27 protein-coding genes and 1 tRNA gene are annotated in these 21,423 nt (G+C 72.2%); 13 read left to right on the top strand and 15 right to left on the bottom strand.

Going from position 1 to position 21,423, the window contains the following annotated elements; all coding sequences use genetic code 11:
* Positions 1 to 10 precede the first annotated feature (10 nt).
* The 4 genes from ACIBPC_RS27140 to ACIBPC_RS27125 all read right to left on the bottom strand — a co-directional run bounded on the left by ACIBPC_RS27140 (position 11) and on the right by ACIBPC_RS27125 (position 1,831).
* The gene (locus tag ACIBPC_RS27140; RefSeq protein ID WP_398848243.1) at positions 11 to 391 is read right to left on the bottom strand and encodes a hypothetical protein; all 381 of its coding nucleotides are present in this window, start codon (positions 389 to 391) and stop codon (positions 11 to 13) included.
* Between the two features lie 480 nt (positions 392 to 871).
* Positions 872 to 1,069 (bottom strand): hypothetical protein, encoded by a 198-nt coding sequence (locus ACIBPC_RS27135; protein ID WP_398842849.1) that lies wholly within the window; start codon positions 1,067 to 1,069, stop codon positions 872 to 874.
* 170 nt (positions 1,070 to 1,239) lie between these two features.
* Positions 1,240 to 1,392, bottom strand: a complete 153-nt coding sequence (locus tag ACIBPC_RS27130) for a hypothetical protein (protein ID WP_398848241.1) — start codon at positions 1,390 to 1,392, stop codon at positions 1,240 to 1,242.
* A 1-nt stretch (position 1,393) separates the two neighbouring features.
* The gene (locus ACIBPC_RS27125; protein ID WP_398848239.1) at positions 1,394 to 1,831 is read right to left on the bottom strand and encodes a hypothetical protein; all 438 of its coding nucleotides are present in this window, start codon (positions 1,829 to 1,831) and stop codon (positions 1,394 to 1,396) included.
* 189 nt (positions 1,832 to 2,020) lie between these two features.
* Here ACIBPC_RS27125 and ACIBPC_RS27120 point away from each other — a divergent pair, with 189 nt between their 5' ends.
* A complete protein-coding gene (locus ACIBPC_RS27120; protein WP_398848238.1) occupies positions 2,021 to 3,265 on the top strand; it encodes a transcriptional regulator in 1,245 nt (414 codons plus the stop codon).
* Here ACIBPC_RS27120 and ACIBPC_RS27115 read toward each other — a convergent pair.
* Positions 3,243 to 3,908, bottom strand: coding sequence for an HAD family hydrolase (locus tag ACIBPC_RS27115; RefSeq protein ID WP_398848237.1), 666 nt, complete (start codon positions 3,906 to 3,908; stop codon positions 3,243 to 3,245). The genes ACIBPC_RS27120 and ACIBPC_RS27115 overlap by 23 nt on opposite strands.
* Positions 3,909 to 3,965: 57 nt before the next feature.
* On the opposite strand from ACIBPC_RS27115, the gene ACIBPC_RS27110 reads away from it, so the two are divergent.
* Positions 3,966 to 4,454: a hypothetical protein gene (locus ACIBPC_RS27110; RefSeq protein WP_398848236.1), complete on the top strand. Its 489-nt coding sequence runs from the start codon at positions 3,966 to 3,968 to the stop codon at positions 4,452 to 4,454.
* Between the two features lie 738 nt (positions 4,455 to 5,192).
* Here the strand turns inward: ACIBPC_RS27110 and ACIBPC_RS27105 are convergent.
* Both ACIBPC_RS27105 and ACIBPC_RS27100 read right to left on the bottom strand, forming a co-directional pair.
* Complete coding sequence (locus ACIBPC_RS27105; RefSeq protein WP_398848234.1) at positions 5,193 to 5,525, bottom strand: type II toxin-antitoxin system PemK/MazF family toxin; 333 nt, start codon at positions 5,523 to 5,525, stop codon at positions 5,193 to 5,195.
* 401 nt (positions 5,526 to 5,926) lie between these two features.
* Positions 5,927 to 6,052 (bottom strand): hypothetical protein, encoded by a 126-nt coding sequence (locus tag ACIBPC_RS27100; RefSeq protein ID WP_398848232.1) that lies wholly within the window; start codon positions 6,050 to 6,052, stop codon positions 5,927 to 5,929.
* A gap of 459 nt (positions 6,053 to 6,511) precedes the next feature.
* Between ACIBPC_RS27100 and ACIBPC_RS27095 the strand changes: the two genes are divergently transcribed.
* Positions 6,512 to 7,006, top strand: coding sequence for an SRPBCC family protein (locus tag ACIBPC_RS27095; protein WP_398848230.1), 495 nt, complete (start codon positions 6,512 to 6,514; stop codon positions 7,004 to 7,006).
* Positions 7,003 to 7,512, top strand: coding sequence for a DinB family protein (locus ACIBPC_RS27090; protein ID WP_398848228.1), 510 nt, complete (start codon positions 7,003 to 7,005; stop codon positions 7,510 to 7,512). Before ACIBPC_RS27095 ends, ACIBPC_RS27090 begins: the two co-directional genes overlap by 4 nt.
* A gap of 48 nt (positions 7,513 to 7,560) precedes the next feature.
* Here ACIBPC_RS27090 and ACIBPC_RS27085 read toward each other — a convergent pair whose 3' ends face one another.
* Together ACIBPC_RS27085 and ACIBPC_RS27080 are read right to left on the bottom strand one after the other, a co-directional pair.
* On the bottom strand, positions 7,561 to 8,328 hold the full coding sequence (locus ACIBPC_RS27085; RefSeq protein ID WP_398848226.1) for an SDR family oxidoreductase: 768 nt from the start codon (positions 8,326 to 8,328) through the stop codon (positions 7,561 to 7,563).
* A 234-nt stretch (positions 8,329 to 8,562) separates the two neighbouring features.
* Complete coding sequence (locus ACIBPC_RS27080; RefSeq protein WP_398848225.1) at positions 8,563 to 9,138, bottom strand: TetR/AcrR family transcriptional regulator; 576 nt, start codon at positions 9,136 to 9,138, stop codon at positions 8,563 to 8,565.
* Between the two features lie 167 nt (positions 9,139 to 9,305).
* On the opposite strand from ACIBPC_RS27080, the gene ACIBPC_RS27075 reads away from it, so the two are divergent.
* The 3 genes from ACIBPC_RS27075 to ACIBPC_RS27065 are packed head-to-tail and all read left to right on the top strand — an operon-like array spanning position 9,306 to position 11,447.
* Positions 9,306 to 10,127, top strand: coding sequence for an SDR family NAD(P)-dependent oxidoreductase (locus ACIBPC_RS27075; RefSeq protein WP_398848223.1), 822 nt, complete (start codon positions 9,306 to 9,308; stop codon positions 10,125 to 10,127).
* On the top strand, positions 10,124 to 11,029 hold the full coding sequence (locus ACIBPC_RS27070; RefSeq protein WP_398848221.1) for an EamA family transporter: 906 nt from the start codon (positions 10,124 to 10,126) through the stop codon (positions 11,027 to 11,029). The genes ACIBPC_RS27075 and ACIBPC_RS27070 overlap by 4 nt, the downstream gene beginning before the upstream one ends.
* Before the next feature lie 43 nt (positions 11,030 to 11,072).
* Complete coding sequence (locus ACIBPC_RS27065) at positions 11,073 to 11,447, top strand: hypothetical protein (protein ID WP_398848219.1); 375 nt, start codon at positions 11,073 to 11,075, stop codon at positions 11,445 to 11,447.
* Here ACIBPC_RS27065 and ACIBPC_RS27060 read toward each other — a convergent pair.
* Complete coding sequence (locus tag ACIBPC_RS27060; protein WP_362961305.1) at positions 11,437 to 11,964, bottom strand: hypothetical protein; 528 nt, start codon at positions 11,962 to 11,964, stop codon at positions 11,437 to 11,439. The genes ACIBPC_RS27065 and ACIBPC_RS27060 overlap by 11 nt on opposite strands.
* A 33-nt stretch (positions 11,965 to 11,997) precedes the next feature.
* Between ACIBPC_RS27060 and ACIBPC_RS27055 the strand changes: the two genes are divergently transcribed.
* Entirely contained in the window at positions 11,998 to 12,408 is a 411-nt protein-coding gene (locus ACIBPC_RS27055) for a hypothetical protein (protein ID WP_398848217.1), read from the top strand.
* A 44-nt stretch (positions 12,409 to 12,452) separates the two neighbouring features.
* On the top strand, positions 12,453 to 12,908 hold the full coding sequence (locus ACIBPC_RS27050; protein WP_398848216.1) for a hypothetical protein: 456 nt from the start codon (positions 12,453 to 12,455) through the stop codon (positions 12,906 to 12,908).
* On the opposite strand, the gene ACIBPC_RS27045 is transcribed toward ACIBPC_RS27050, so the two are convergent.
* Genes ACIBPC_RS27045 through ACIBPC_RS27035 form a run of 3 tightly spaced genes read right to left on the bottom strand, consistent with a single transcriptional unit; the run spans position 12,860 to position 16,215 of the window.
* Entirely contained in the window at positions 12,860 to 14,176 is a 1,317-nt protein-coding gene (locus ACIBPC_RS27045) for an FAD-binding oxidoreductase (RefSeq protein ID WP_398848214.1), read from the bottom strand. The genes ACIBPC_RS27050 and ACIBPC_RS27045 overlap by 49 nt on opposite strands.
* A gap of 29 nt (positions 14,177 to 14,205) precedes the next feature.
* Positions 14,206 to 15,654 carry an MFS transporter gene (locus ACIBPC_RS27040; RefSeq protein ID WP_398848212.1) on the bottom strand — a complete coding sequence of 483 codons (1,449 nt, stop codon included), beginning with the start codon at positions 15,652 to 15,654 and terminating at the stop codon, positions 14,206 to 14,208.
* Positions 15,655 to 15,708: 54 nt separating this feature from the next.
* A complete protein-coding gene (locus tag ACIBPC_RS27035) occupies positions 15,709 to 16,215 on the bottom strand; it encodes a nuclear transport factor 2 family protein (protein WP_398848210.1) in 507 nt (168 codons plus the stop codon).
* Positions 16,216 to 16,337: 122 nt separating this feature from the next.
* Between ACIBPC_RS27035 and ACIBPC_RS27030 the strand changes: the two genes are divergently transcribed.
* On the top strand, positions 16,338 to 17,228 hold the full coding sequence (locus tag ACIBPC_RS27030) for a LysR family transcriptional regulator (protein ID WP_398848208.1): 891 nt from the start codon (positions 16,338 to 16,340) through the stop codon (positions 17,226 to 17,228).
* Positions 17,229 to 17,270: 42 nt separating this feature from the next.
* On the opposite strand, the gene ACIBPC_RS27025 is transcribed toward ACIBPC_RS27030, so the two are convergent.
* Positions 17,271 to 18,293 (bottom strand): DUF6528 family protein, encoded by a 1,023-nt coding sequence (locus ACIBPC_RS27025; protein ID WP_398848206.1) that lies wholly within the window; start codon positions 18,291 to 18,293, stop codon positions 17,271 to 17,273.
* A gap of 179 nt (positions 18,294 to 18,472) precedes the next feature.
* A tRNA-Thr gene (locus ACIBPC_RS27020) sits at positions 18,473 to 18,546 on the bottom strand.
* 257 nt (positions 18,547 to 18,803) lie between these two features.
* Here ACIBPC_RS27020 and ACIBPC_RS27015 point away from each other — a divergent pair.
* From ACIBPC_RS27015 to ACIBPC_RS27005, 3 genes are all read left to right on the top strand, one after another.
* Positions 18,804 to 19,937, top strand: coding sequence for a sn-glycerol-3-phosphate ABC transporter ATP-binding protein UgpC (locus ACIBPC_RS27015; protein WP_362961297.1), 1,134 nt, complete (start codon positions 18,804 to 18,806; stop codon positions 19,935 to 19,937).
* A gap of 244 nt (positions 19,938 to 20,181) precedes the next feature.
* Entirely contained in the window at positions 20,182 to 20,589 is a 408-nt protein-coding gene (locus ACIBPC_RS27010) for a hypothetical protein (RefSeq protein WP_362961295.1), read from the top strand.
* 17 nt (positions 20,590 to 20,606) lie between these two features.
* Positions 20,607 to 21,335, top strand: coding sequence for an NDP-sugar synthase (locus ACIBPC_RS27005; RefSeq protein ID WP_398848204.1), 729 nt, complete (start codon positions 20,607 to 20,609; stop codon positions 21,333 to 21,335).
* Positions 21,336 to 21,423: the final 88 nt, after the last annotated feature.

Below are 21,423 nucleotides of genomic sequence, written 5' to 3'. Positions count from 1 at the left end.
ACGGGCCGCGTCAGCCCGGCACGGCACGCGGCAGCCCGGCCGCCGCGACCGCCCGCCGGAACTGCACGTCCCAGTCCCACCACACCCCCGCCGTCAGCCCGCCCGCGACCTGGAGTCCGGGCGGCTCGACGGAGGCCCACAGGTACGGGTCGCCGCCCTCCTCGCCCGCGAACCAGCGGGCGGCGTCCGGCAGATCGGCCCGCCAGCCGGGGAGGGCGCGGTAGATGCGGTCGAGGCCGTCCCAGTGGGCGTCGGTGAAGTGGCGCCAGTCGAGGCAGTAGACGCGGTCCACCGACATCCACTGCGCGGCGAGCGCCCCGGCGGGCGCCTCGTCACCGGTGCCGGGGGGCAGTTCATCGTCGTTGTCGTAAAACCACTCACGCCCATCCACCGGCCCAGTGTCCACGACAGGCAACCCACCCGACACCGGGGGCTCACCCCCCGGACAGCAACCCCCGCCGGGACGGGGAGGAACCGGTCCACGCGCCGAGCTGCCCGGGGGTGCGGGGAGGAGGGTGCGCAACCGGCGGTTCCGACGGCATCGTGGGTCCCGTTGGAGTGATGGTGGTCCATATGCAGAGACCGTCCGGAGTGGGGACGGTCCCGAACGTCCACACGAGGTCATCAACCCCGGCAACCCGCCCCGGCAACCGGATGGTCCGAGCAGTCCGCGCCCGCAACACCTGAACGTTCAACGCGTCCCCGTGATCACGCAGACTCAGCCACCACGGCCGCCGCGAACGCGCCACCGCGATCAACACATCCACCACCGGCACCGCACCCGCCCACCCCCACCGCCCCAACTCCGCACACGCCCACTCCCGGGCCGCGTCCGCCTCACCACCGGTGAAAAGCCGGGCGGCATGCGGCATCACGACTCCTCCACCGGCACAGCAGCCCACAGGTCGGCCACGGCATCCTCGACAGCCGACTGGGCAACCTCCCGCCGGAACACCGCAGCCACCGCCGGAAACAACCGATCAACCACCGGCCGCAACTCCGACGCACTCCCCAACCCGGCCAGCCGCACCACCAACTCGTGAGGAACGACGTCGGGCCAGTAGTGCATCCCACCCCACGAGTCGGACGGGTGCGCAACCAACGGCACCAGCCTCTCCGAGACCCGGCACGACAAGCACGCCTGATACGTCCACCCCGGCCCCGAGCCCGACGCAACCAACGCCACCGCCACCAACTCACCGGCCGTCGCTTCGCAGTACATACAACGCGGCAGCAGACTCACTCCCCCTCACCACCCTCAGGCTCGTCGCCCTCGGCCTCGGCCTCCGGGCGGGGGAGGACGGGCCCTTCCAGGCCGGTGATGACGGTGATCTTGGGGTTCTCCTCCCGCACCGGCGCCACCGTCAGGTAACGCGGCCCAGGACGCGGCATCTCATCCACAACGACCCCCGAACACCCGCCCCAACGCCAGGTACAGCACCTCCGGATCGGTCAGGCAGTCACCGGCGGGCGGCACCACCAGCCACCGCACCTCACCATCCCCAACCCACGGACCCCCGACCCGATCGGCGGCCGGAACAGCGAGGCAATACCCCCGCCCCAACGCCAACGCACCGGGCGGCCACCCACGGTCGTTCGCCGAACCCGGCGGCACCAGCCAGTACATGACCCCATGCGCCGGATCCTCAATCACCGGCCCGCTGATCCCGGCCAACCGCAGACGGTGAAACGCGTACAGCCCCTGGAAAGACGGCACCCGCACCGCATCAAACACCTCCCCCAGCGGCCGAATACGCACCTGGCCGTCGGGGGGAAGCCAGTGAGCGTTCAAGGTGCGGGAGGCTGGGGACGGATGGTAGCGATGCGGCATGCGTAGCTCCTCGATCGCAGTTTGTGAACGCAATGATGGAGCGCCGCAACGGCCTCTTCGAGGACCGATAGAGGACTCTTGCATGACGTGAAGAGGACTTCTGTTCCATCCTTCGGGCGCACAGCGTCCTCTGAGGGGACCACATGCGAGCATGGTCGGGAGATCGACCTGTCTGCTGGGAGGGAAGCCATGTCACGGCCAACCGGAAACACTCGCTTGAAGGCAGCGCGCATCGCCGCTGGGTTCGTCTCTCAACAGGCACTTGCGGACGCGCTTTCCGCCGCTGCTCGGGAACTGGGGATCAGAGGGCTCATGGTGGGAGTCCGGCAGGTCCGGCGTTGGGAGTCGGCGAACCCGCCGTGGCCGCAACCCGATTGCCAGCGGCTTCTCACACATGTGCTCGGCCAGGACATCCGGGAACTCGGCTTCACCCCGCCGTGGGGACAAGAGACAGGTGCGCGCCCATCCGGTGCTGCCTCGGGACGGAGGCCACCTGTACCGGTGGAGACCACGGTGTCTCAACCGGACACAGCCGCAACGGACTTCGCGACGATCACCCGAGCTCACCGTCGTCTGTACTGGAGTGTCGTACCTTCCGTGCTCCATGCCACAGTCATGGAGCATGCCCGTCTTGGCTGTGCGCTGCTGCCCCAGACCAGTGGTGCGCCACGTCGGACCATGGCCGCCGCGCTGGCGGAAAGTTTCCTCCTCGCAGGCAGGATCGAGTTCTTCGACCTCCGGGACTCTGCCTTGGCACAGGAGACCCTGGTGCAAGCGCTGCAAGCTGCCGGGGAGGCCGATGATGCTTTGCTCGGCGCAGCGATCCTCGCGCATACAGCGTTCATCCCGGGCTGGGTTGGTGATCGGGAGAAGGTCGCGGAGCGGATGACGGCAGCGCGTACCTATGCTCGCCGCGCGCCCGCGAGCGCCGAGGTCTGGGCTTGGCTGGACGCGGTGGAGGCTGAGTGCCTGACGCGTTGTGGTGACAACCGGGCGGCACTTCACCTACTCGGACACGCCGAGGATGTCCTCGCCACCGGGGCACCTCACACGACGCCTGCGTGGATGGACTGGTTCGACGCTATCCGGCTGGCCGCCTTCAAGGGGAACGCTCAACTGCGCGCCGGACATCTGCCACAGGCCCGGGAAACGCTCCTCGGGGTCGTCACCGCGTTGCGGGACGGCAAGCAGCGCACGGTGATCCTGGGCGACCTCGCCGCTGTCGAGGCAGCAGCGAACCGTCCCGAAGAGGCGTGCCGCTACGCGTCCGAAGCGCTCGACCAGCTCTCCGAGACCTGGTACGCGATGGGAATGGATCGCGTTCGCGAGGTGCGGCGCGCCCTCAAGCCCTGGGAGTCGGAGGGGTGCGTCCGTGAGCTGGACGACCGGCTCTACGGATGGTCCACGACCGTCAGCGCCCTGGGTAAGGTCTGAACTTCCGGATTAGAGCGGCCAGTTCGAGGAGGCTGTTGATGCGCATGGTCGCGCGTTCGGTGGCGGGGTCGTGCTGCTGGATAGTGCCCCAGGGGCCGCGCCGGATCAGGGCGGTGTGCATACCGGCGGCCATGGCGGGTTCCACGTCGTTGTCCAGCCGGTCACCGACATACAGGATCTCCGCCGCCTCGAACGGCGTCGCCCCGGCCACGCGGCGGAAGAACTCCGGATCAGGCTTGCTGACACCCCAGTCGTCGGACGTGCCGATCAGATCCACATCAGCGGCGAACAGCTCGCGCAGGATACGCCCGGAACGGACCGTCTGGTTCCCCGCGATACCCAGCCACAGACCGGCCTCACGCAACGCGCCCAGCGCAGGACGTACGTCCGGGTAGAGGTCGCCCTCCCCGTACATCTCCGGCTGCCCGGCCGCCGCCCGCTTCTCCCGCTCCACCGCCAGATCGAAGCCGGGACGGAACACCTGGAACGTCTCCCGGTAGTCCAGCCCCCGCGCGATCGTCGCACCGAACTGCGCGGCGAACGTATGCCGGGGAACACCCAGCCAGTCCGCCCACGAACCGTACTCGCGGGTCTCGTCCACCAGACACTCACCCACATCGAACACCACCGCACGAACCGCCACACGGCGAGACTAACCACAGCCGTACCGCCCCCACCACCTCAACCCCTGAAGGCCCCCATGGCAACGCTGTCCGTCACCGGCCACATGGATCTCGCCGACGAGACCGTTCCCCTCGTCCGCACCGCGCTGCGGGAACTGCTCGCGGCGTACGAGCCGGGGGAACTCGTCGGTGTCTCGTGCATCGCCGCCGGGGCGGACAGCCTGTTCGCCGAAGCAGTCCTGGAACGCGGCGGACGGCTGGTCGTCGTCACACCGTCGCGGGACTACCGGGACCGCAAGGTCAAGCCGCAGCACGCCGACCAGTACGACCGACTGATCGGGGCCGCCTCCGAGGTGATCGTCATGCCGTTCGACACGGCAAGCCGGGAAGCGTACGAGGCCGCCGGGAAGGAACTCCTGCGCCGCGCCGACCGGTTCGTCGCCATCTGGGACGGCGTACCCGCCCAACCCGGAGGCCGGGGTGGGACGGCCGCCACCGTCGCTGAGGCGCGTGGTGCCGGACTCGGTGTGGATGTCGTCTGGCCCTCAGGCGCCACCCGCGCCTGACCGCCCGCTCGTTCGCCGCACCGAGCGGACCGTACAAGGGCAGGCAGTGGCTCGGCGGCCGTGCCGCAGTCGTCCCGGTAGTAGGTGTCCGTACATATGGCCGCCGCCTGCCACACCGCAAGCCCGTCGGACCCCGGTTCGGCGGCCGTACCCCGGAAGTTGGTGGAGGAGTGTTGTCCAGACGGCCTTGAGCGGGGTGCCTAAGTGGATCCATCGGCAGAACCTGGCAGCCTCGTCGCACCCGCTGACGTATGCCTCCGGCTTCTCGATCAGGTCGTCACACCTCGGACCCGTAGTTCTTCGGCCGCCCCGACCGTTCGGCGTCCCGCTGTGGCCGGATAGCTCCGTCCGGCAGAAGCACTTCGCCAAGAGGGCCTGTGCTGCGCCTCCCCGGTGGGCAGGCTCTTCGGGCATGCACGCTGCCAGCGCACCCACGGCGGTCGGCGGGAACATCGCCACCCAGCGGAAGGCGCGGGGATGGGGTCAACAGAGGCCGGCCGACCGCCCGATGATCTCCAAGTCCCTCCTGAGCAAGATCGAGATCGGTGACCGGGCCTGGGCATCCCGCTGTCGGTCCTGTACGGGCAGCCCTACGACGAGTCCCCCGCGCCCGAGTTGATCGACGCGCTGCGGTCGGCGATCCGCCAGCGCTGAACCGCACTACCGATACGGGCGCGGCCACCATTGACCATTTCGACGAGACCGGCCGCGCCATCGGCGGCGTTCGTCCCTCTCTGCCTACTTGAGTCCACCGAGACGAAGGGCATCCTCGATCTCGCTGAGCTTCGCGGACGGCAGGACGCCCGCCTGCCCGATCAGGTCTTCTCTGGCCAGGGTGACCAGCCAAGTGCAAGGGATGAGGCCGGGACGTGGAAGTGCGACTCTCAAGACGCCTTCGAAAGGCAGTCCTTCGGGGGCACCTACTGCCACCTCAACGGCCACACCGCTGATATCGGTGCCCGCGGGAGCGACGACCTGCATCACCAGGAAACCGGACGCCTCTTCTCCCGACAGCAGTACGACTGCCCGCTGCTCGTTGAAATCCGCCCACCAGACTTCGCCACGTCGCATACGACCTCCTGCATACGGGGCGGCGCGCCTGCATCGCCCCTTCGACCGCCGCCTACTCCAGGTACAGATCGCATGTTGGCTCGTCAGGGCCGGTGAGAAGACGGCTACAGCCACCATGATCGCCGTGAACTGTGTAGAGAAACGAAGATCATGGGGTGGCCGCAGCCCACAGCGTAGACCCTGCCCGGTGGCAGGAGGCGGGGAGGAAGGTGTGCATCAGCAGGACGATGTTGAAGTCCTGGGAACACCCCCGCGTGTGCGGGGAGCAGAGTTCGTGACCTGCGGGTCTAGGAGAGGTCCGGGTGGACTTTGCTTACTTTCACCTTTCGTGGTGTGGGGTGCACTCGTGGGCTCCTGCGGTGATAGGTAGTGATGCCGGATGACGCGCGGGTGCGGTGTTTCTAGCCGTTCGCCGTGGTCACCACGCCCACCAGGTCGGTCAGCGCGCCGATGCTCCAGTCCGCCACCGTGCGGACCGCCTGGTCGTCCGCCCACAGCTCTCCAATGGCCTCAGCGACGGTCGCCACCGCATCTACTGGGCCATAGAGGCCGAACTCCTCGGCCACCCCCAGGACGACTTCGCATGCACCCGCCACGCCTGGTTTCCCCGAGGGCCCCTATGACAACGCTCTCCGTCACCGGACACATCGCCCTCTCCGACGAGGCCGTGCTGGAGCGTGGCGGGCGGCTGGTCGTCGTCACGCCGTCGCGCGACTACCGGGACCGCAAGGTCAAGCCGCAGCACGCCCACCTGTACGACCGACTGATCGGGGCCCGCCTCCGAGGTGATCGTCATGCCCTTCGACACGGCGGGCCGGGAAGGAACTCCTGCGCCGCGCCGACCGGTTCGTCGCCGTCCATGCACGCGACACCGGACTCGACGTACACGTCATCTGGCCCCAGGCGCCACCCGCGCCTGAGCACACACAGGCGTTGTCGTACCCCCGGTGTAACGTCCGGGGCGAGCGTCGAAGGAGGTGCGGTGGGTGGCTGCGACAGGTGAGGCCGTCGTGGCGGTGTCCCGGCGAGTCGAGGCATCAGCGGGGGACGTCTTCCGGGCCCTGGCCGATCCCGGGCGGCACCGGGACTTCGACGGGTCGGGGATGCTGCGCGGCGGGGACTTCGCCGCCGCGATCTCGGGCGTCGGCGATGTCTTCGTGATGCGGATGCACGCCGAGCGCCACGGCGACTATGAGATGCGCAACCACGTCGTCGCGTACGAGCCGGACCGCCGCATCGGCTGGGAGCCGAGGCCAGGTCGCGGCCACCCCGACGCCACCGCGCCGGAGAACGCCTGGGGCCACCGGTGGATCTTCGACCTGGCCCCGGACGGGCCTGGGGCGACAGTCGTGACCGAGACCTTCGACGGCTCACGCCTGCCGGAGGACAAACGCGCGGAAGTGGACAGCGGACGCGCCTGGTGGCAGGGGCAGATGACGAGCACCCTGGAACGCCTCGCCGACCTGTGCGCCGCCCGGTGAACGCCGAACTAGCCGCCCTCAAAGGCGCTTTGAACCGCCAGCGCGAGCACGTCCTCGGCATCCTCGACGGGCTCTCGGACGAGAACCTGCGGCGGCCGGTGCTGCCGAGCGGCTGGAGCTGCCTGGGGCTGGTGCACCACCTCACCATGGACGTCGAACGCTTCTGGTTCCCCGGCGTGATCGCGGGCGACCCGGACGTGGCCGGGCAGCTCGCGGCGGGCGCCGAGGCGCACTGGTCCGTACCCGAGGGGATGACCGCCGGGAAGGTCTTCGACGGCTACCGGGCGGCCATCGCCCGCGCGGACGCCGTACTCGCCACCGCCGCGCCCGAACAGGAGCCCGCCGCCTGGCCCGTGGAGATCTGGCCGGTCTGGCGGCTGCCCGACGTGCGGCACGTCCTGCTCCACGTGATCGTCGAAGTCGCCTGCCACTGCGGCCATCTGGACGCGGCACGCGAACTGATCGACGGCACCACCTGGCTCGGCGGCAACCCCTACGCCGGCTGACCGCGGTGCCCCGGCGAGGTCCCGCCGGGGCCTCTGCGGGGCAAGCCGCTACCAGGCGATGGTGCCGTACCCGCCGTCCCCGTCGCCTTCGGTGGTCCAGAGGTGGCCCCACAGGATTCCCGTGGGGCCGTCCTCGGGCAGGGTGGCGAGGTGCACGCTGGCCTCGGCCCCTTCGGCGGCCGTTCGCACACCACGGTTGTCGGTGAAGTCCGTGGCGGTGAAGCCGGGGTTGGCCGCGTTGACCTTGATGGGGGTGTCCCGCAGTTCCTTGGCGTACATCGCGGTGAGCATGTTGACCGCCGTCTTGGACGACGGGTACTGCGCCGAGGGCGGCATCCGGCTCAGCGGGCTGGTCGTACCGGTCTGGGAAGAGATCGAGCCGACCTCGCTCGACACGTTCACGATCCGCGCGGCATCGGCGCGGCGCAGCAGCGGCAGCATCGCGTTGGTCACCGCGACCACGCCGAAGACGTTGATCTCGTAGACCGCCCGCATGTCCGCGAGCGAGGTTTCGCTGGGCAGGGTCCTGCGCCGCGACAGGGTGGAGGTGCCCGCGTTGTTGACCAGGATGTCCAGGCGGCCGAACTCCGCCCCGATCCACGACGCCGCCCGTCCGATGGACTCCTCATCGGTCACATCGAGCTGAACGAAACGGGCATCAGCCCCCTCCCGCCGCAGCAGGCCCTCGGCCTCACGGCCGCGTCCCTCGTCGCGCGCACCGACCAGAACGGTCACGCCGAGCGCGGCCAGCTGCCTGGCCGTCTCCAGACCGATTCCTTTGTTGGCCCCGGTGATCAAGGCGATCTTCGATGTCATGGCCGGCACGCTAATCCAGCGTCACCGACCGGGCCGGGCGGCGCACTGCGGCCTCCTGGCCCGCGTCACGGCCGAACGGCGACGGAGCACGTCCGCCCTTGCCGTCAGCCGGAGCGGGAACGGGCCGTCCACAGGTACGTTCGCGGGCTCGGGGACATCCCGCGTGCGCGCCGCGTCGGCGTTCCGCGGGGGCAAAAGGCACTGCTTGTCACGGGCGGGCCGCCGTCGCGGGCGTTACGCGCGGGGTGCCGCGCCGCGTAGCAGGGTGTCGATGACGCGGGCCGCGAGCGCGTCCGGGTCGGCGCCGTCGGCGGCGTCGCGCAGGGACTCCCCGATGAGCGCGTAGTAGACCCGGCGCACCCAGTCGAGGTCGGCCGCCTCGTCGATGAGCTTGTCCGCCCGCGCCCGCTCCAGCACGGCGACGCAGCGGCGGGCGATGGCCTCGTGGAGCGCGGCGGCCTCGCCGCCCGCGTCGGCCGACTGCTCAAGCGCGAACGCCCAGGCGCTCTTGACCTGCAGGACGTTGGCGGTGATCCGGTGCATCGCCACCAGCGGCGGCGCCGTGTCCGGCCTGCCGTCCTCCACGGCCTGGACGAGCTGGCGGGCCGCCGACGACGCCAGCGCCTCGATCAGCGCCTGCCGGTTGGCGAACCGCCGGTGGATCGTCGTCCTGGCCACCCCGGCGGCCGCCGCGATCTGCTCCATGGACGCGCCGGGGTCCTCGGCGAGCACCCGCTCGGCCGCCTCCAGCACCGCGCGCACGCTGCGTTCCGCGTCCGCCCGCAACGGCCGCGCCGCCGTCTCACCCATCACGCCTCCCACTCGACCGCCCGCCGGTCTGCCCGGTTTCCGCGACAGATCCTACAGCCCCGATGCGTTCTCGCCACTAACTGCATCGTCACTGTTGCGTTTCTACGGATTATCGGTACTGTCTCATCCCAGTTAGCGCCCAGCGCCGCTCGACCGAAGGGAAAGCCATGCCCCGCACCGCGCTCATCACCGGAGCCTCGTCCGGCCTCGGCGCCGAGTTCGCCGCCCAGCTCGCCGCCCAGGGCCACGAGGTCGTCCTCGTCGCGCGGTCGGCCGACCGGCTCGCCGCCCTGGCCGAGCGCCTGACCGCCGAGCACGGCGTCCGCGCCCACGTCCTCGTGCAGGACCTCGCCGAGCCGGACGCCGCCCACCGCGTCGCCGGGGAGCTGGCCGCCCGCGGCCTGGACGTCGACCTGCTGGTCAACAACGCCGGCTTCGGCACCTGCGGCCGCTTCGAGGAGATCCCGGCGGCCAGGGACCACGACCAGCTGATGGTCAACGTCGTCGCGCTCGTGGACCTCACCCACCAGCTGCTGCCCGGCATGCTGGCGCGCGGCCACGGCGCGGTCGTCAACGTCGCCTCCAACGCCGGTTTCCAGCCGTCCCCCTACTTCGCCGTCTACGGGGCGGCCAAGGCGTTCGTCCTCAACTTCGGCCTCGCCCTGCGCCAGGAGTACCGGCGGCGCGGCATCCGCGTGCTCACGCTGTGCCCCGGCCCCGTCGAGACCGCGTTCTTCGACACCATCGGCACCCGCAAGGCCGCCGTCACCGGCTCCATGACCACCCCCGAGCCCGTCGTACGCGCCACGCTCCGCGCGCTGGACCGCGACCGCGCCTGGATCGTCCCCGGCTTCGGCAACGCCCTGAACGCCCACCTCACGCCCCGCCGCCCCCGCACCCTGGTCGCCGCCCTCGCCGAACGCGTCACCCGCAAGGTCCTCACCCCTCCGGCCGCCACCCCGGCCCCGCAGCAGGAGCACGCCGCGTGAGATCCGTCCCCGCCCCCGTCGGCGCGGCCTCGGCGATGCTGCTGGTGGGCACCTCCACGGCCGTCTCCGCCACCATCGCCGACTACCCCGTCCTCACCGGGCAGGCCCTGCGCTACGCCCTCGCCGCCGCGATCCTGCTCGCCGTCGTGCGCCACCAGCGCCTGCCCCGTGTCCGCCTGACCCCGCGCGACATCCTGCTGCTGGCGGCGCTGGCCGCCACCGGCCTGGCCGGGTTCAACCTCTTCCTCGTCGAGGCCACCCGCCACGCCGGGCCCGCCATGATCGCCACCGTCGTCGGCGCCGTCCCCCTCGTGCTCGCCCTCGTCGGGCCGCTCGCGGAACGGCGGCGCCCCGCCGCCAGGACCGTCGGCGCCGCGACCGTCGTCGCGCTCGGCGCGGCCGTCGCCGCGGGCCTCGGCTCGGGCAGCCCGACCGGCCTCCTGCTGTCGCTCGGCGCGCTCGCCGGGGAGGTCGCCTTCTCCCTGCTCGCCGTCCCGCTGCTGCCCAGGCTCGGCCCCCTGCGGGTCGCCGCCTATCCCGCCGCGCTGTCCGTCCCCCTGCTGCTGGCCGCGGGCCTCGCGCTGGACGGCACGGCCTCCCTGCGCGCGCCCACCCTCGGCGAAGGCGCCGCGTTCGTCTACCTCGGCGCGATCGTCACCGCCGCCGCCTTCTTCCTCTGGTACGACGCGCTGCGCCGCCTCGGCGCGGACCGCGCCGGGCTGTTCGCCGGGCTCGTGCCCATCGGCGCGCTGCTCACCACCGTCGTGCTCGGCCTCGGCGGGGCAGGTCCCGCCGACGTCGCGGGCGCGCTGATCGTCGCGGCGGGCGTCGCCCTCGGGCTGCGGCAACCGACGGCCCCGCGCCGGGCCCTGCGGCTCGTCGGGACGGCCGACAAGTCCTGATCCCGACCCCCCGGGGAGCAGCGGGTCGCCTATCGTGCCGTCCATGCCTCCGGAACGCCCGGCCGTCCTCCTCGTCGGCTACTTTCCCGGCGACCAGAAGGACTTCGCCGCCCGCATGGACGCCGCCGCGGACCAGCTGACCGCGCGCGGCGCCCGCGTCACCGGCCGGATCGTGCAGCGCCGCGGCGTCTCGCACGGCGGGGTGCGGAAGATGGCGCTGCCCCTCTCCCCCAGGACGGTCCTCGGCCCCGGCAAGGTCCGCGAGGCGGCGGAACTCCGCGAGCGAACGGGCGCACAACTCGCCGTCTTCGTCGCACCGTCGGCGCTGACCGAACGACAGCGATCCGCGCTGGCCGAGGCCCTCGGCTGCCCGGCCGTCACCCTCGCCGAGGCCCTGGAACAGGACGTCAGCCGATGACCCGCTCGTCCGTGTAGGCGAGGATGCGGGCGATGTCCCACGCGTGGTGCGCCGCGTCGTGGGCGTTGTTCAGCGCGACGTCCTCGGCGGACTGTCCGCCCCGCGCCGCGTGTTCGAGCACGATCCCCGTGTCCAGCGCCGCCGACACCGACTCCGCCCACGCGGCGACCGCCCACCGCAGCGACCACAGCGCGCCCGCCAGCGGCACCTCGTCGTAGCGCCGCGCCCGCGCCAGCAGGTCCTGGTCGTAGCCGGGGACGTGCCGCGCGTCCGACAGCCGCGCGGCGGCGAGCCGTTCGGCCCAGTTACGGAGGTTGTCGGTGACGTGGCTGACGTACGCGGTGACGTTCCACGCGAGCCCGGGGAGCCGTTCGTCCCCCCGCCGCCCCTCGGTCAGCGCGGCGTACCGCGCGGGCAGCGCCGTCACCAACTCCACGGCCCCGCGCGGCGTCAGCGACCACGCGAACCCGCAGTCACGGCACGGATCGCCGTACAGGCGCGCTCCCCAGAGTTCCACGGCGTTCCACCCTATGCCGTGCGACCATGCGGCATGCTCATACTCGTCTTCCTCTTCCCCTTACCGATCTTCGCGGCCGGTTCCCTCCTCGGCCTGATCACGCACGCGGTACGGCGGTTGCGCGAGGGCGGCCGCCCGCGCCTCGCCAGCCCCTTCCCCCTGGCGATGGGCGCCATCCTGACCGCGTGCGGGGCGGGGATGTTCCGGACGTGGGCAAGGTACGAGTACGCCTACAGCTTCCGCCCCCGCCACCTCTGCGCCAACTACACGGACTACCACGGCGAACCCGAACGCGAGACGACGATCCCGCTCAGCGTGGTCTGCGACGGCGTCGAACTCGTACCGGCGTGGGTGAACCCCACCTTCTTCGGCCTGCTGGCCTTCGCCGCGGTCACCATGACCGCCGCCGTCGTCATCGGGGTACGCCGCGCGGCGGCCCCCTGATCCCGCAGGTCCACACAGCAGCGGAACGCGTGCGACCATGCCGCATGGACGCCCAACTTGACTCCGCCACCCTCCTGGCGCTGCCCGCCACCGTCATCGCCCTCGGCCTGCTCACGGCTCACACCGTGCAGCGGTTACGCGAAGGCGGTCGGCCGCGCCTCGCAAGCCCCCGCCCCCTGGCCCTGGTGTGCTGCCTGTCCGTGTGCGCGGCGCTCCTGTTCCGGGTCTACGCCGAAGCGACGTACGCGACCGCCTTCTTGGATCCCGAAGACGTGTGCCGCTACAGCGTGGGAGCCAACGTCCGGCCCGAGACGCAGACCCGCTTCCCGCTCAGCACGGTGTGCCAGGGCGTGGAGGTCGTCCCCTCCTGGGTGAACCCCACCCTCTACGCCCTGCTGACCCTGGCGGCGGTCACCCTGACCGCCGCCGTCCTCGTCGTTATGACTCCCCGTCACCCCTCCACGGGGAAGTCGCTGCGGAACATGCCGCGCGGGTCGTAGCGGCGCTTGACCGCGCGCAGCCGGGTCAGCGTCTCGGCGGTGAACGCGTCGGCCACCGTCTCGGACGGGTTGAGGAACGACAGGGGCTTGCGTCCGCTGACCGGCAGGGCCTCGGCGAAGGCGCGCTGCCTGTCGGCGACGGCCCGCGCGGCGGCCGGGTCGGTGGGGACGCCGAACATGTAGAGCGCGTACGGCTCGGTGAGCGGCCCGTGCGGGGAGTCGGACGGCTGGGTGAACGCGCCGCCCAGGTGCCGGATCTGGACGCTGAGCAGCGGCGCCATGGGATCGGCGAGCAGTGTCTTGGCCGCGGTGTCGTCGAGCACGGTGAGCAGTTCGGCGCGCGACAGGCCGGGGCCCGGGTCGGTGGGTTCGGCGGTGATGCCGCCCAGTTCGGAGACCTCCATCTCCCGCATGCTGTCGGACAACGGCGCGGGCAGCCGGGTCAGCGGGGCCAGCAGGGCGCGTGCCTCCGCCTCGTCGCCGAGGTAGGTGGCGTCCACGGCGACCATCGGCTCGGCGCCGGGGAAGTGCAGCAGGTCGAGCCAGACGGTCAGCCCGTCCGGCGCCTCGGCGGTGATCCGCCGGTACGCGTCCATCACCTCGGCGGCGTGCCCGGCCGCCCACAGCGTCCGGCCGCCGAACAGGCGGGGCGCCGGGCGCAGGGCCAGTTCGAGGCCGGTGACGACGGCGAAGTCCCCGCCGCCGCCGCGCAGCGCCCAGAACAGGTCCGGGTCGCCGTCCGCCGTGACGTGCCGGGCGCGGCCGTCCGCGTCCACGACGTCGAACGCGGTGACGCTGTCCGCCACCCAGCCGTACGCGCGGCCGAACCAGCTCAGGCCCCCGCCGAGCGCCACACCGGCGACGCTGACGACCGGCGAACTGCCCGGCAGCCCCGTCAGCCCGTGCGGCGCGGCGGCCGCCTGCACCTGCCCCGACCGCACCCCGGCGCCGATACGGGCGCGCCGCGCGGCGGGGTCGATGTCCAGGCCGTCGAGCCGGGTGGTGCGCAGCAGGACGGTGCCCTCGGTGCGCCCGCTCGCGCCGTGCCCGTTCGGCTGGGTGGCGACGCCGAGTCCGGCCGGTCCGGCGTACCGGACGAGCGCGGCGACGTCGTCGGCGTCGGCGGCCTCGACGACGGCGGCCACGGGCTGCTCGACGGCGAGGTTCCAGGGGCGGCGGGCGGCGTCGAAGCCGGGGTCGCCCGGCAGCCACACGCGGCCCCGGACGGCGGTGCGGAGGATGGTGCGGAGGGTGGTCGGCTCGTTCATGGTGTTCCTCGTGTCGGTGGGAGGGAGGGTCAGGCGGTGGCGCCCGCGCCGGTGGCGACGGGCGGTGTACGGCGGCGCGCGGGCGTGAACCCGGCCGCGACCAGCGCGGTGACGGCGATCCCCGCCGCCGCGGCGAACACGGCCGTACGCAGGCCGCTCGTCGTCTCGGCGAGCAGCGCGTCACCGCTCAGGCCGCCCGTGTGCCGGTTGGCGACCGCGACGAGGACGGCCAGCCCGACCGCGCCGCCGATCTGCTGGGCGGTGGAGGCGATCGCGGAGGCCACGCCCTGCTGCCCGGCGGGGGTGCCGGTGGTCGCGGCGCCGAACATCAGCGTGTAACCGGCGCCCTGGCCGGCGCCGAGGACGACCAGGCCGGGCAGCAGCGCCGCGTAGGAGCCGCCCGTGGACAGGCTCGCCCCGACGACGAGGGCGCCGACGCCGCCGACGGCCAGCGCGGCGATCATCGCGGTCCGGGTCCCGCGCACGGTGGCCAGCCGTCCGGCGAGCTGCGATCCGGCGACGATGGCCGCCATCGGCACCAGGAACGCCAGCCCGGTGCGCAGCGCCCCGTAGCCGTGCACCACCTGGAAGTAGACGGTCAGGAAGTACAGCAGCGTCCCGAAGGTGGCCATGGAGAGGAACGTGACGAGCGCGCCGGTCCGCAGGTCACGGCCGCGCAGCAGCCCCAGCGGCAGCAGCGGGTCGGCGCCGCGCGCCTCGACGAGCGCGAACGCCGCCAGCAGCGCCGCACCGAGCACGGCCGCGCCCACCACGGCCGGGTCGCCCCAGCCGGACACGGGCCCCTGGACCAGGGTGAGGACCACGAGCGTGATCCCGCCGGTGGAGGTGAGGGCCCCGGCCAGGTCGAAGCGGCGGCCGGTCGTCCGCGCGGCGTCGGCCGGGACCAGCGGCGGGGTCAGCAGGACGGCGGCGGCGGCCAGCGGCACGTTGACGTAGAAGACCGCGGTCCAGCCGAACGCCTCGCTGAGGACGCCGCCCAGCAGCGACCCGAGGATCATGCCGCTGCCACCCGCGGTGCCCCAGACCGCGAACGCCCGGTTGCGGTCGCGGCCTTCGGCGAAGCCGGTGGACACCAGCGTCAGCGTGGCGGGGAACAGCAGCGCACCGCCGAGGCCCTGCACGGCGCGGGCCGCGATGAGCGGCAGGGGCTCCCCGGCCAGGCCGCCCGCCAGGGACGCCGCCCCGTAGAGCGCGAGCCCCAGCGTGAACACCCGGCGCGGCCCGAACAGGTCCACGGCCCGGCCGCCCAGCAGCAGGAACCCACCGAACGCCACCGCGTACGCGCTGATCACCCACTGGAGGTTCTGCGCGGAGAAGCCGAGGTCGTCACCGATCTCGGGCAGCGCCACGTACACGATGTTGTAGTCGAGGGAGATGATCAGCTGCGCGAACGCGAGCAGCGCCAGCGCGAGGGCCGGGCGGCGGAACCCGGGCGGGGCCGGGAGGGCGGGGGACATGGAGACGCACCTTCATGATGATGAGGAGGGGGAACGGGGGTGTAACGCGCGGGGTCAGCCGAAGATGGCGGTGGGGGTGCCCGTGAACCACGCGTTGTCGATGCGCAGGTGGCGGATCACCCAGCGGTCGCCGTCCCGGACCAGCTGGACGTCGTAGGGGTTCTTCAGCAGGGCCCGGGTGCCGTGGTCCCCGGCGAGCAGGTGCTGCGCCTCCACGAGGGCGGTCAGGCGCGCGGTGTCGCCTCCGACGGTGATCCGGGGGTTGGCGATCTGGTGCGTGGTCTCCACCCGGTCCGTGAACAGGCCGAGGATCGTGGTGACGATGGTGTCCCGGCCGGCCATCAGCGGCGGGTGCCCGCCCCACTTGGCGGCGGCCGGGCGGAAGTCCAGCTCCGCGTCGGCGGCGAAGGCCGAGGCGAACAGGTCCGCGTCCTTCAGGTCCTGGCCGAGGCCGAACCGGTGGAGCGCGTCCAGGATCTCGGTCCTGTCGCGCAGCTCCCGGGCGACGGCTTCCGGGTCGGTGGCCGGAGCCGCCAGGGCGTGCCCAGTGGTGACGTACATGTGTACTCCCGTGCAGGTCAGAGGGGTTGTGCGAACGGTTCCACCCTCGGCCGGGGACAGGGGCACATCAAGGAGTCGCTTTACAATGATCGTGAAGTCAGACTTAACGGCGGGAGGGGATCGTGCTGGAACGGCACGAGATCGAGGCGTTCCTCACGCTCGCCGAGGAGCTGCATTTCGGCCGCACCGCCGAGCGCCTGCACGTGACCACCGCCCGCGTCAGCCAGACGATCGCCAAACTGGAACGCCGCACGGGGGCACCGCTGTTCAACCGCACCAGCCGCCGCGTGGAACTCACGGCGGCGGGACAGCGGCTGGCCGAGGGGCTGCGCCCCGCCTGGGACGCGATCACCACGGCGTTCCAGGAGGCCGTCACCGCCGGGCGCGGCCTGACCGGCACACTGCGCGTCGCCTTCGTCGGCGCCGCGGGCGGACAGCTGCTCGCGCAGGTCACCGAGCTGTTCCGCCGCCGCCACCCCGACTGCGACGTCCAGCTCCGCGAGGCGCAGATGACCGACCTGATGCCGTGGCTGCGCGACGGCGGGATCGACGTGGCCCTGGCCACCTTCCCCATCGAGGCACCCGGATTCACCACCGGCCCCGTCCTGGTGTCGGAGGCACGCATGCTCGCCGTCCCCGCCCAGCACCCGTTCGCCCGCCGCTCGTCGGTCTCCATGGAGGACCTGGCCCGCAGCACCATGCTGCAGCTCCCCGACACGCTGTCCGAAGCCCTGCGCCTCGACCGCACCCCGCCCACCACACCGTCCGGGCGGCCCATCCCGCGGGGCCCCTCCGCCTCCACCTTCAACGAGGTGCTCACCCTCGTCGGCGCGGGCCACGGCGTCTTCCCGGTCGGCGCCCAGGCCAGGCGCTACTACGTACGCCCCGACGTGGCGTACGTACGCCTCACCGACGCCCCGCCCCTGCGCTGGGGCCTGCTGTGGCGGACCGACAACGCGACCGCGCGCGTCCAGGGCTTCGGCCGGGCCGCCACCGACCTCGTCAACGGCTGACGGACGAGCCGGACGGGCCCACCGCCCCGCCGCCCGCCGCGCTCAGCGGGGAAGCCACCAACGCGCCTTGTAGATCCCGCCGTCCACCAGCTTCCTGCTGCCCGCGGGCCGGTGCAGGCTCACCGTCGTGGTCCACCACGACTCCTCCAGACCCGCCTCCGGCACGTTGCTGAGCACCTGCCCGGTGCGCGGGTCGTCGCCGACGGCCTTCACCGACCTCCGGGAGATCTCACCCGCGCCGGGGAAGTCCTGCACGAACGCCCGGCGCGCGATGTCGTACTGGTGCACCGCGGCGTTCGTCGTCACCCACAGGCGGCCCCGCCGCCCCAGCACGGGGGCGAGGTCGTGCCCGCCCGCCGTCGTCCCGGGGGCGGCCACGGGCAGCGGCACCGCGAACCGCCGCCGCAGGCCGGGACGCACCCGCGTGCCCGTGACGTCATAGGCGACCAGCTCGTCGTCGCCCAGGGCCCACAGCACCCGGCGGTCTTGATCCCAGTGCAGCCCGTGCGCGCCCTTCAGCTCGGCGTCGGTGTAGCGCGTGGCGTGCGGGCCGAGCGAGGCGGCGAACAGCCGGACGAGGGCGCCCGTGCTGCACGCGACCGCGACGTTGCCGTCCGGCAGAATCTCGGCGGTGTGCGGGTTGAGCAGGTCGTCCCCGGCGCCGAGGCCGCCCGCCCAGTACCGCCGCCCCGTCGGGTACTCGACGGCGGCCGCGAAGCCGAAGGACGCCGTGGTCAGCACGTACGTCCGGCCTCCGAGGCGCCGCGCCTTGGCCTCGTCGGGGTAGACCCAGCTCGTGTCCGGGTCGAGGTCGCGGTAGCGCGGGTCGCCCAGCGGCGAGAACGCCCACAGCACGGCGGACGGGTCGGCCGCCGGGTCCCACACGTCCACGCGGGGATCGAGCACCAGCAGCCGCCTGCTCGCCTGCTCGGCGACGACCACGGGGGCCGTGCCCCGGTGGTGGGCGGCGGCCTGCCCGGCGGCCCCGAGCGTGAGCCCCGCACCGGCCGCGGCGGCCCCGAGCAGCACGCCGCGGCGTGACCTGAGGGGAGAGTCGTAGGACATGGATCACCCTTCGTCCGACGGCCGTCCGGCCGCCTGTGGGGAACGACGCGACCGGAATCTGCCATGCGGCACAAGGGGGGAGAAAGTGGCCGCGCGGGAACGTCGGGTGAACGCTGATGTCCTGCGCTCCGGAAGACGAAGGACCCCCTCACCGGCGGGCGAGGGGGTCCTTCCGTACGAGCCGCCTGTCGGATTCGAACCGACGACCTGCTGTTTACAAGACAGCTGCTCTGGCCGGCTGAGCTAAGGCGGCAGGGCTGTGAAGCCGCTCCAGGGTACACGGCCGCGCACGCTCACAGAGAGGGATATCCGCAGACCGGGGCCCCCGTCTCACGCTCCGTGACCGGTACGCGGCATTCTTCCGTTAACACGGTTTTCTTTTACCGCCAGGTACTGACAGACCGGCCCCCCGCGAGTTAGGTTGCGGTAGCCGTCCATACATATGGGCGTAACACCTTCCTACTCGGATCGTCCGGCACGTTCCTGCCGGTAGAAGGAGACAGCAGAACAATGGCGACGGTCAGCTACGACAAGGCCACCCGCATCTACCCCGGCGGCGACAAGCCCGCCGTGGACCAGCTGGACATCCAGATCGCCGACGGCGAGTTCCTGGTGCTGGTCGGCCCCTCCGGCTGTGGCAAGTCCACCTCCCTGCGCATGCTCGCGGGTCTCGAGGACGTCAACGGAGGCTCCATCCACATCGGTGACCGCGACGTCACCCACCTGCCGCCGAAGGACCGGGACATCGCCATGGTGTTCCAGAACTACGCGCTCTACCCCCACATGACCGTCGCGCAAAACATGGGCTTCGCGCTCAAGATCGCGGGCGTCAACAAGACGGACATCCGCACCAAGGTCGAAGAGGCCGCGAAGATCCTCGACCTCACCGAGTACCTCGACCGCAAGCCGAAGGCCCTCTCCGGCGGCCAGCGGCAGCGTGTCGCGATGGGCCGCGCCATCGTGCGTGAGCCCCAGGTGTTCCTCATGGACGAGCCGCTGTCCAACCTGGACGCCAAGCTCCGCGTCCAGACCCGTACGCAGATCGCCGGCCTCCAGCGCCGCCTGGGCGTCACCACGGTCTACGTCACCCACGACCAGGTCGAGGCCATGACCATGGGCGACCGCGTCGCGGTCCTCAAGGACGGGCTCCTCCAGCAGATCGATTCCCCGCGCCGCATGTACGACAAGCCGGCCAACCTCTTCGTCGCCGGCTTCATCGGCTCCCCCGCCATGAACCTGATCGAGGTCCCGATCACCGACGGCGGCGTGAAGTTCGGCAACAGCGTCGTCCCGGTCGAGCGCACCGCGCTCTCCGAGGCGCAGGCCAAGGGCGACACCCACGTCGTCGTCGGCTGCCGCCCCGAGCACTTCGCCATCGTCACCGGCAACGGCGAGGCCGCTTCGCTGGAGAAGGCCGACGAGAAGAAGGACGCGGGCCTGGCCGTCACCGTCAACGTGGTCGAGGAGACCGGCGCCGACGGCTACATCTTCGGCACCGCCCAGATCGGCGGCGAGGACAAGGACCTGGTCATCCGCGTGGACAGCCGTGACGTCCCCGAGCGCGGCGCGACGCTGAACGTCGTCCCCCGCCCGGGCGAGACCCACGTCTTCTCCACCTCCACCGGCGAGCGCCTGAGCGCCTGACCCGCGCCGCACCGCACGGACCCACAGGGCCGTCCCTCCGCACACACAGCGGAGGGGCGGCCCTTCCGTACGTCAGCGCCCCTCCGTACGTCAACGCACGGGGTGCCGTTCCCCGGAGTTCATCACTCGTGAGAGTGACGGAATGTCACCGAAACCCTTCCCCTCGCTACCATCGACGGGCCAGATGTCGTTCCCGACAGTCCCCGACGGCCCGCCGTCACCGCTTCGCGAGGAGTACCACCCAGTGAACCAGGCACTCCGCCACATCGGCCGAACTCTCGCCATCGCCCTGCCCGTTGTCCTGGTGCTCTCCGGGACCCTCGCCGTCTCCCGCGTCCCGTGGGTCGGCGGCCCGGCGGGCGACCAGATGCTCACCGCGTCCTCCGAGGAGGAGCAGCAGGAGCTGACGCCCGAGGCCGCCCTCCAGGAGCGCCTGCTGATCACCCTCCGGCAGGACGACCCGACCGCCGCCCTCACCGCGCTCCAGGAAGCCGTCGACCGCGACCCCGAACTCGCCCCGCACTGCGGCCAGATCGCCCAGGCGCTCGGCGAGGCCGCCGTCGAGAAGTACGGCAGCACGCGCCGCGCCCAGCAGCACGCGCGCCCGGTCTGCGACACCTCCTACGCCTCGGGCGTGGCCGCCGCCAACTGACCCCGTAGGCTGCGGGTATGCCCCAGAGCCCGCTCGACGCCCCGCAGCCCACGCAGGCCGTGATCCTGGCCGGCGGTCAGGGTTCGCGCCTGCGTCCCTACACGGACGACCGGCCCAAGCCGATGGTGGAGATCCCCGGCACCGGCGTCCCGATCATCGGGCACCAGCTCACCTGGCTCGCCCAGGAGGGGGTCACGGACGCGGTGATCTCCTGCGGACATCTCGCCGAGGTCCTCCAGGAGTGGCTGGCCGGTGCCGACCTCCCGCTGCGCGTCAGCACGGTCATAGAGTCGGAGCCCCTCGGCCGTGGCGGCGGCCTCAAGTACGCCGCCGCCGCGCTGCCCCGCCAGGACGAGCCCTGGTACGCGACCAACGGCGACATCTGGACCCGCTTCTCCCTCCGCGAGATGGCGGGCTTCCACGGCGAACGCGACGCCCTCGCCACCCTCGCCCTCGCCCGTCCCCGCATGCCCTGGGGCGCCGTGGACATCGACGACTTCGGGCACGTCCTCGACTTCATCGAGGCGCCCCCGTCCCCGTACCCGATCAACGCGGGTGTGTACGTCTTCGCCGCCGAGTTCACCAAGCTGCTGCCGGACCGCGGCGACCACGAGCGCACCACGTTCCCCCGCCTCGCCCGCGAACGCCGCCTGGCCGGCTTCGCCATCCCGCAGGGCGCGTACTGGCGGGCCATCGACACCGCCAAGGACCTCACGGAGGCGGCCCGGGAGCTGGCGCGCGGCTGAGACCTACCGCGCCACCGGCCCCCGGGCCGCCGTTCCCCATCCGCCCGACGCGCGGCCCGCCCTGCGAGGAGCCGGGCCGCGCACGGGA

It is taken from the genome of Streptomyces sp. NPDC049879 (assembly GCF_044461265.1).
Classification (GTDB): domain Bacteria; phylum Actinomycetota; class Actinomycetes; order Streptomycetales; family Streptomycetaceae; genus Streptomyces.
The sequence above is the reverse complement of the archived record's forward strand: the minus strand, read 5'-3'. Positions and strand labels throughout refer to the sequence as shown.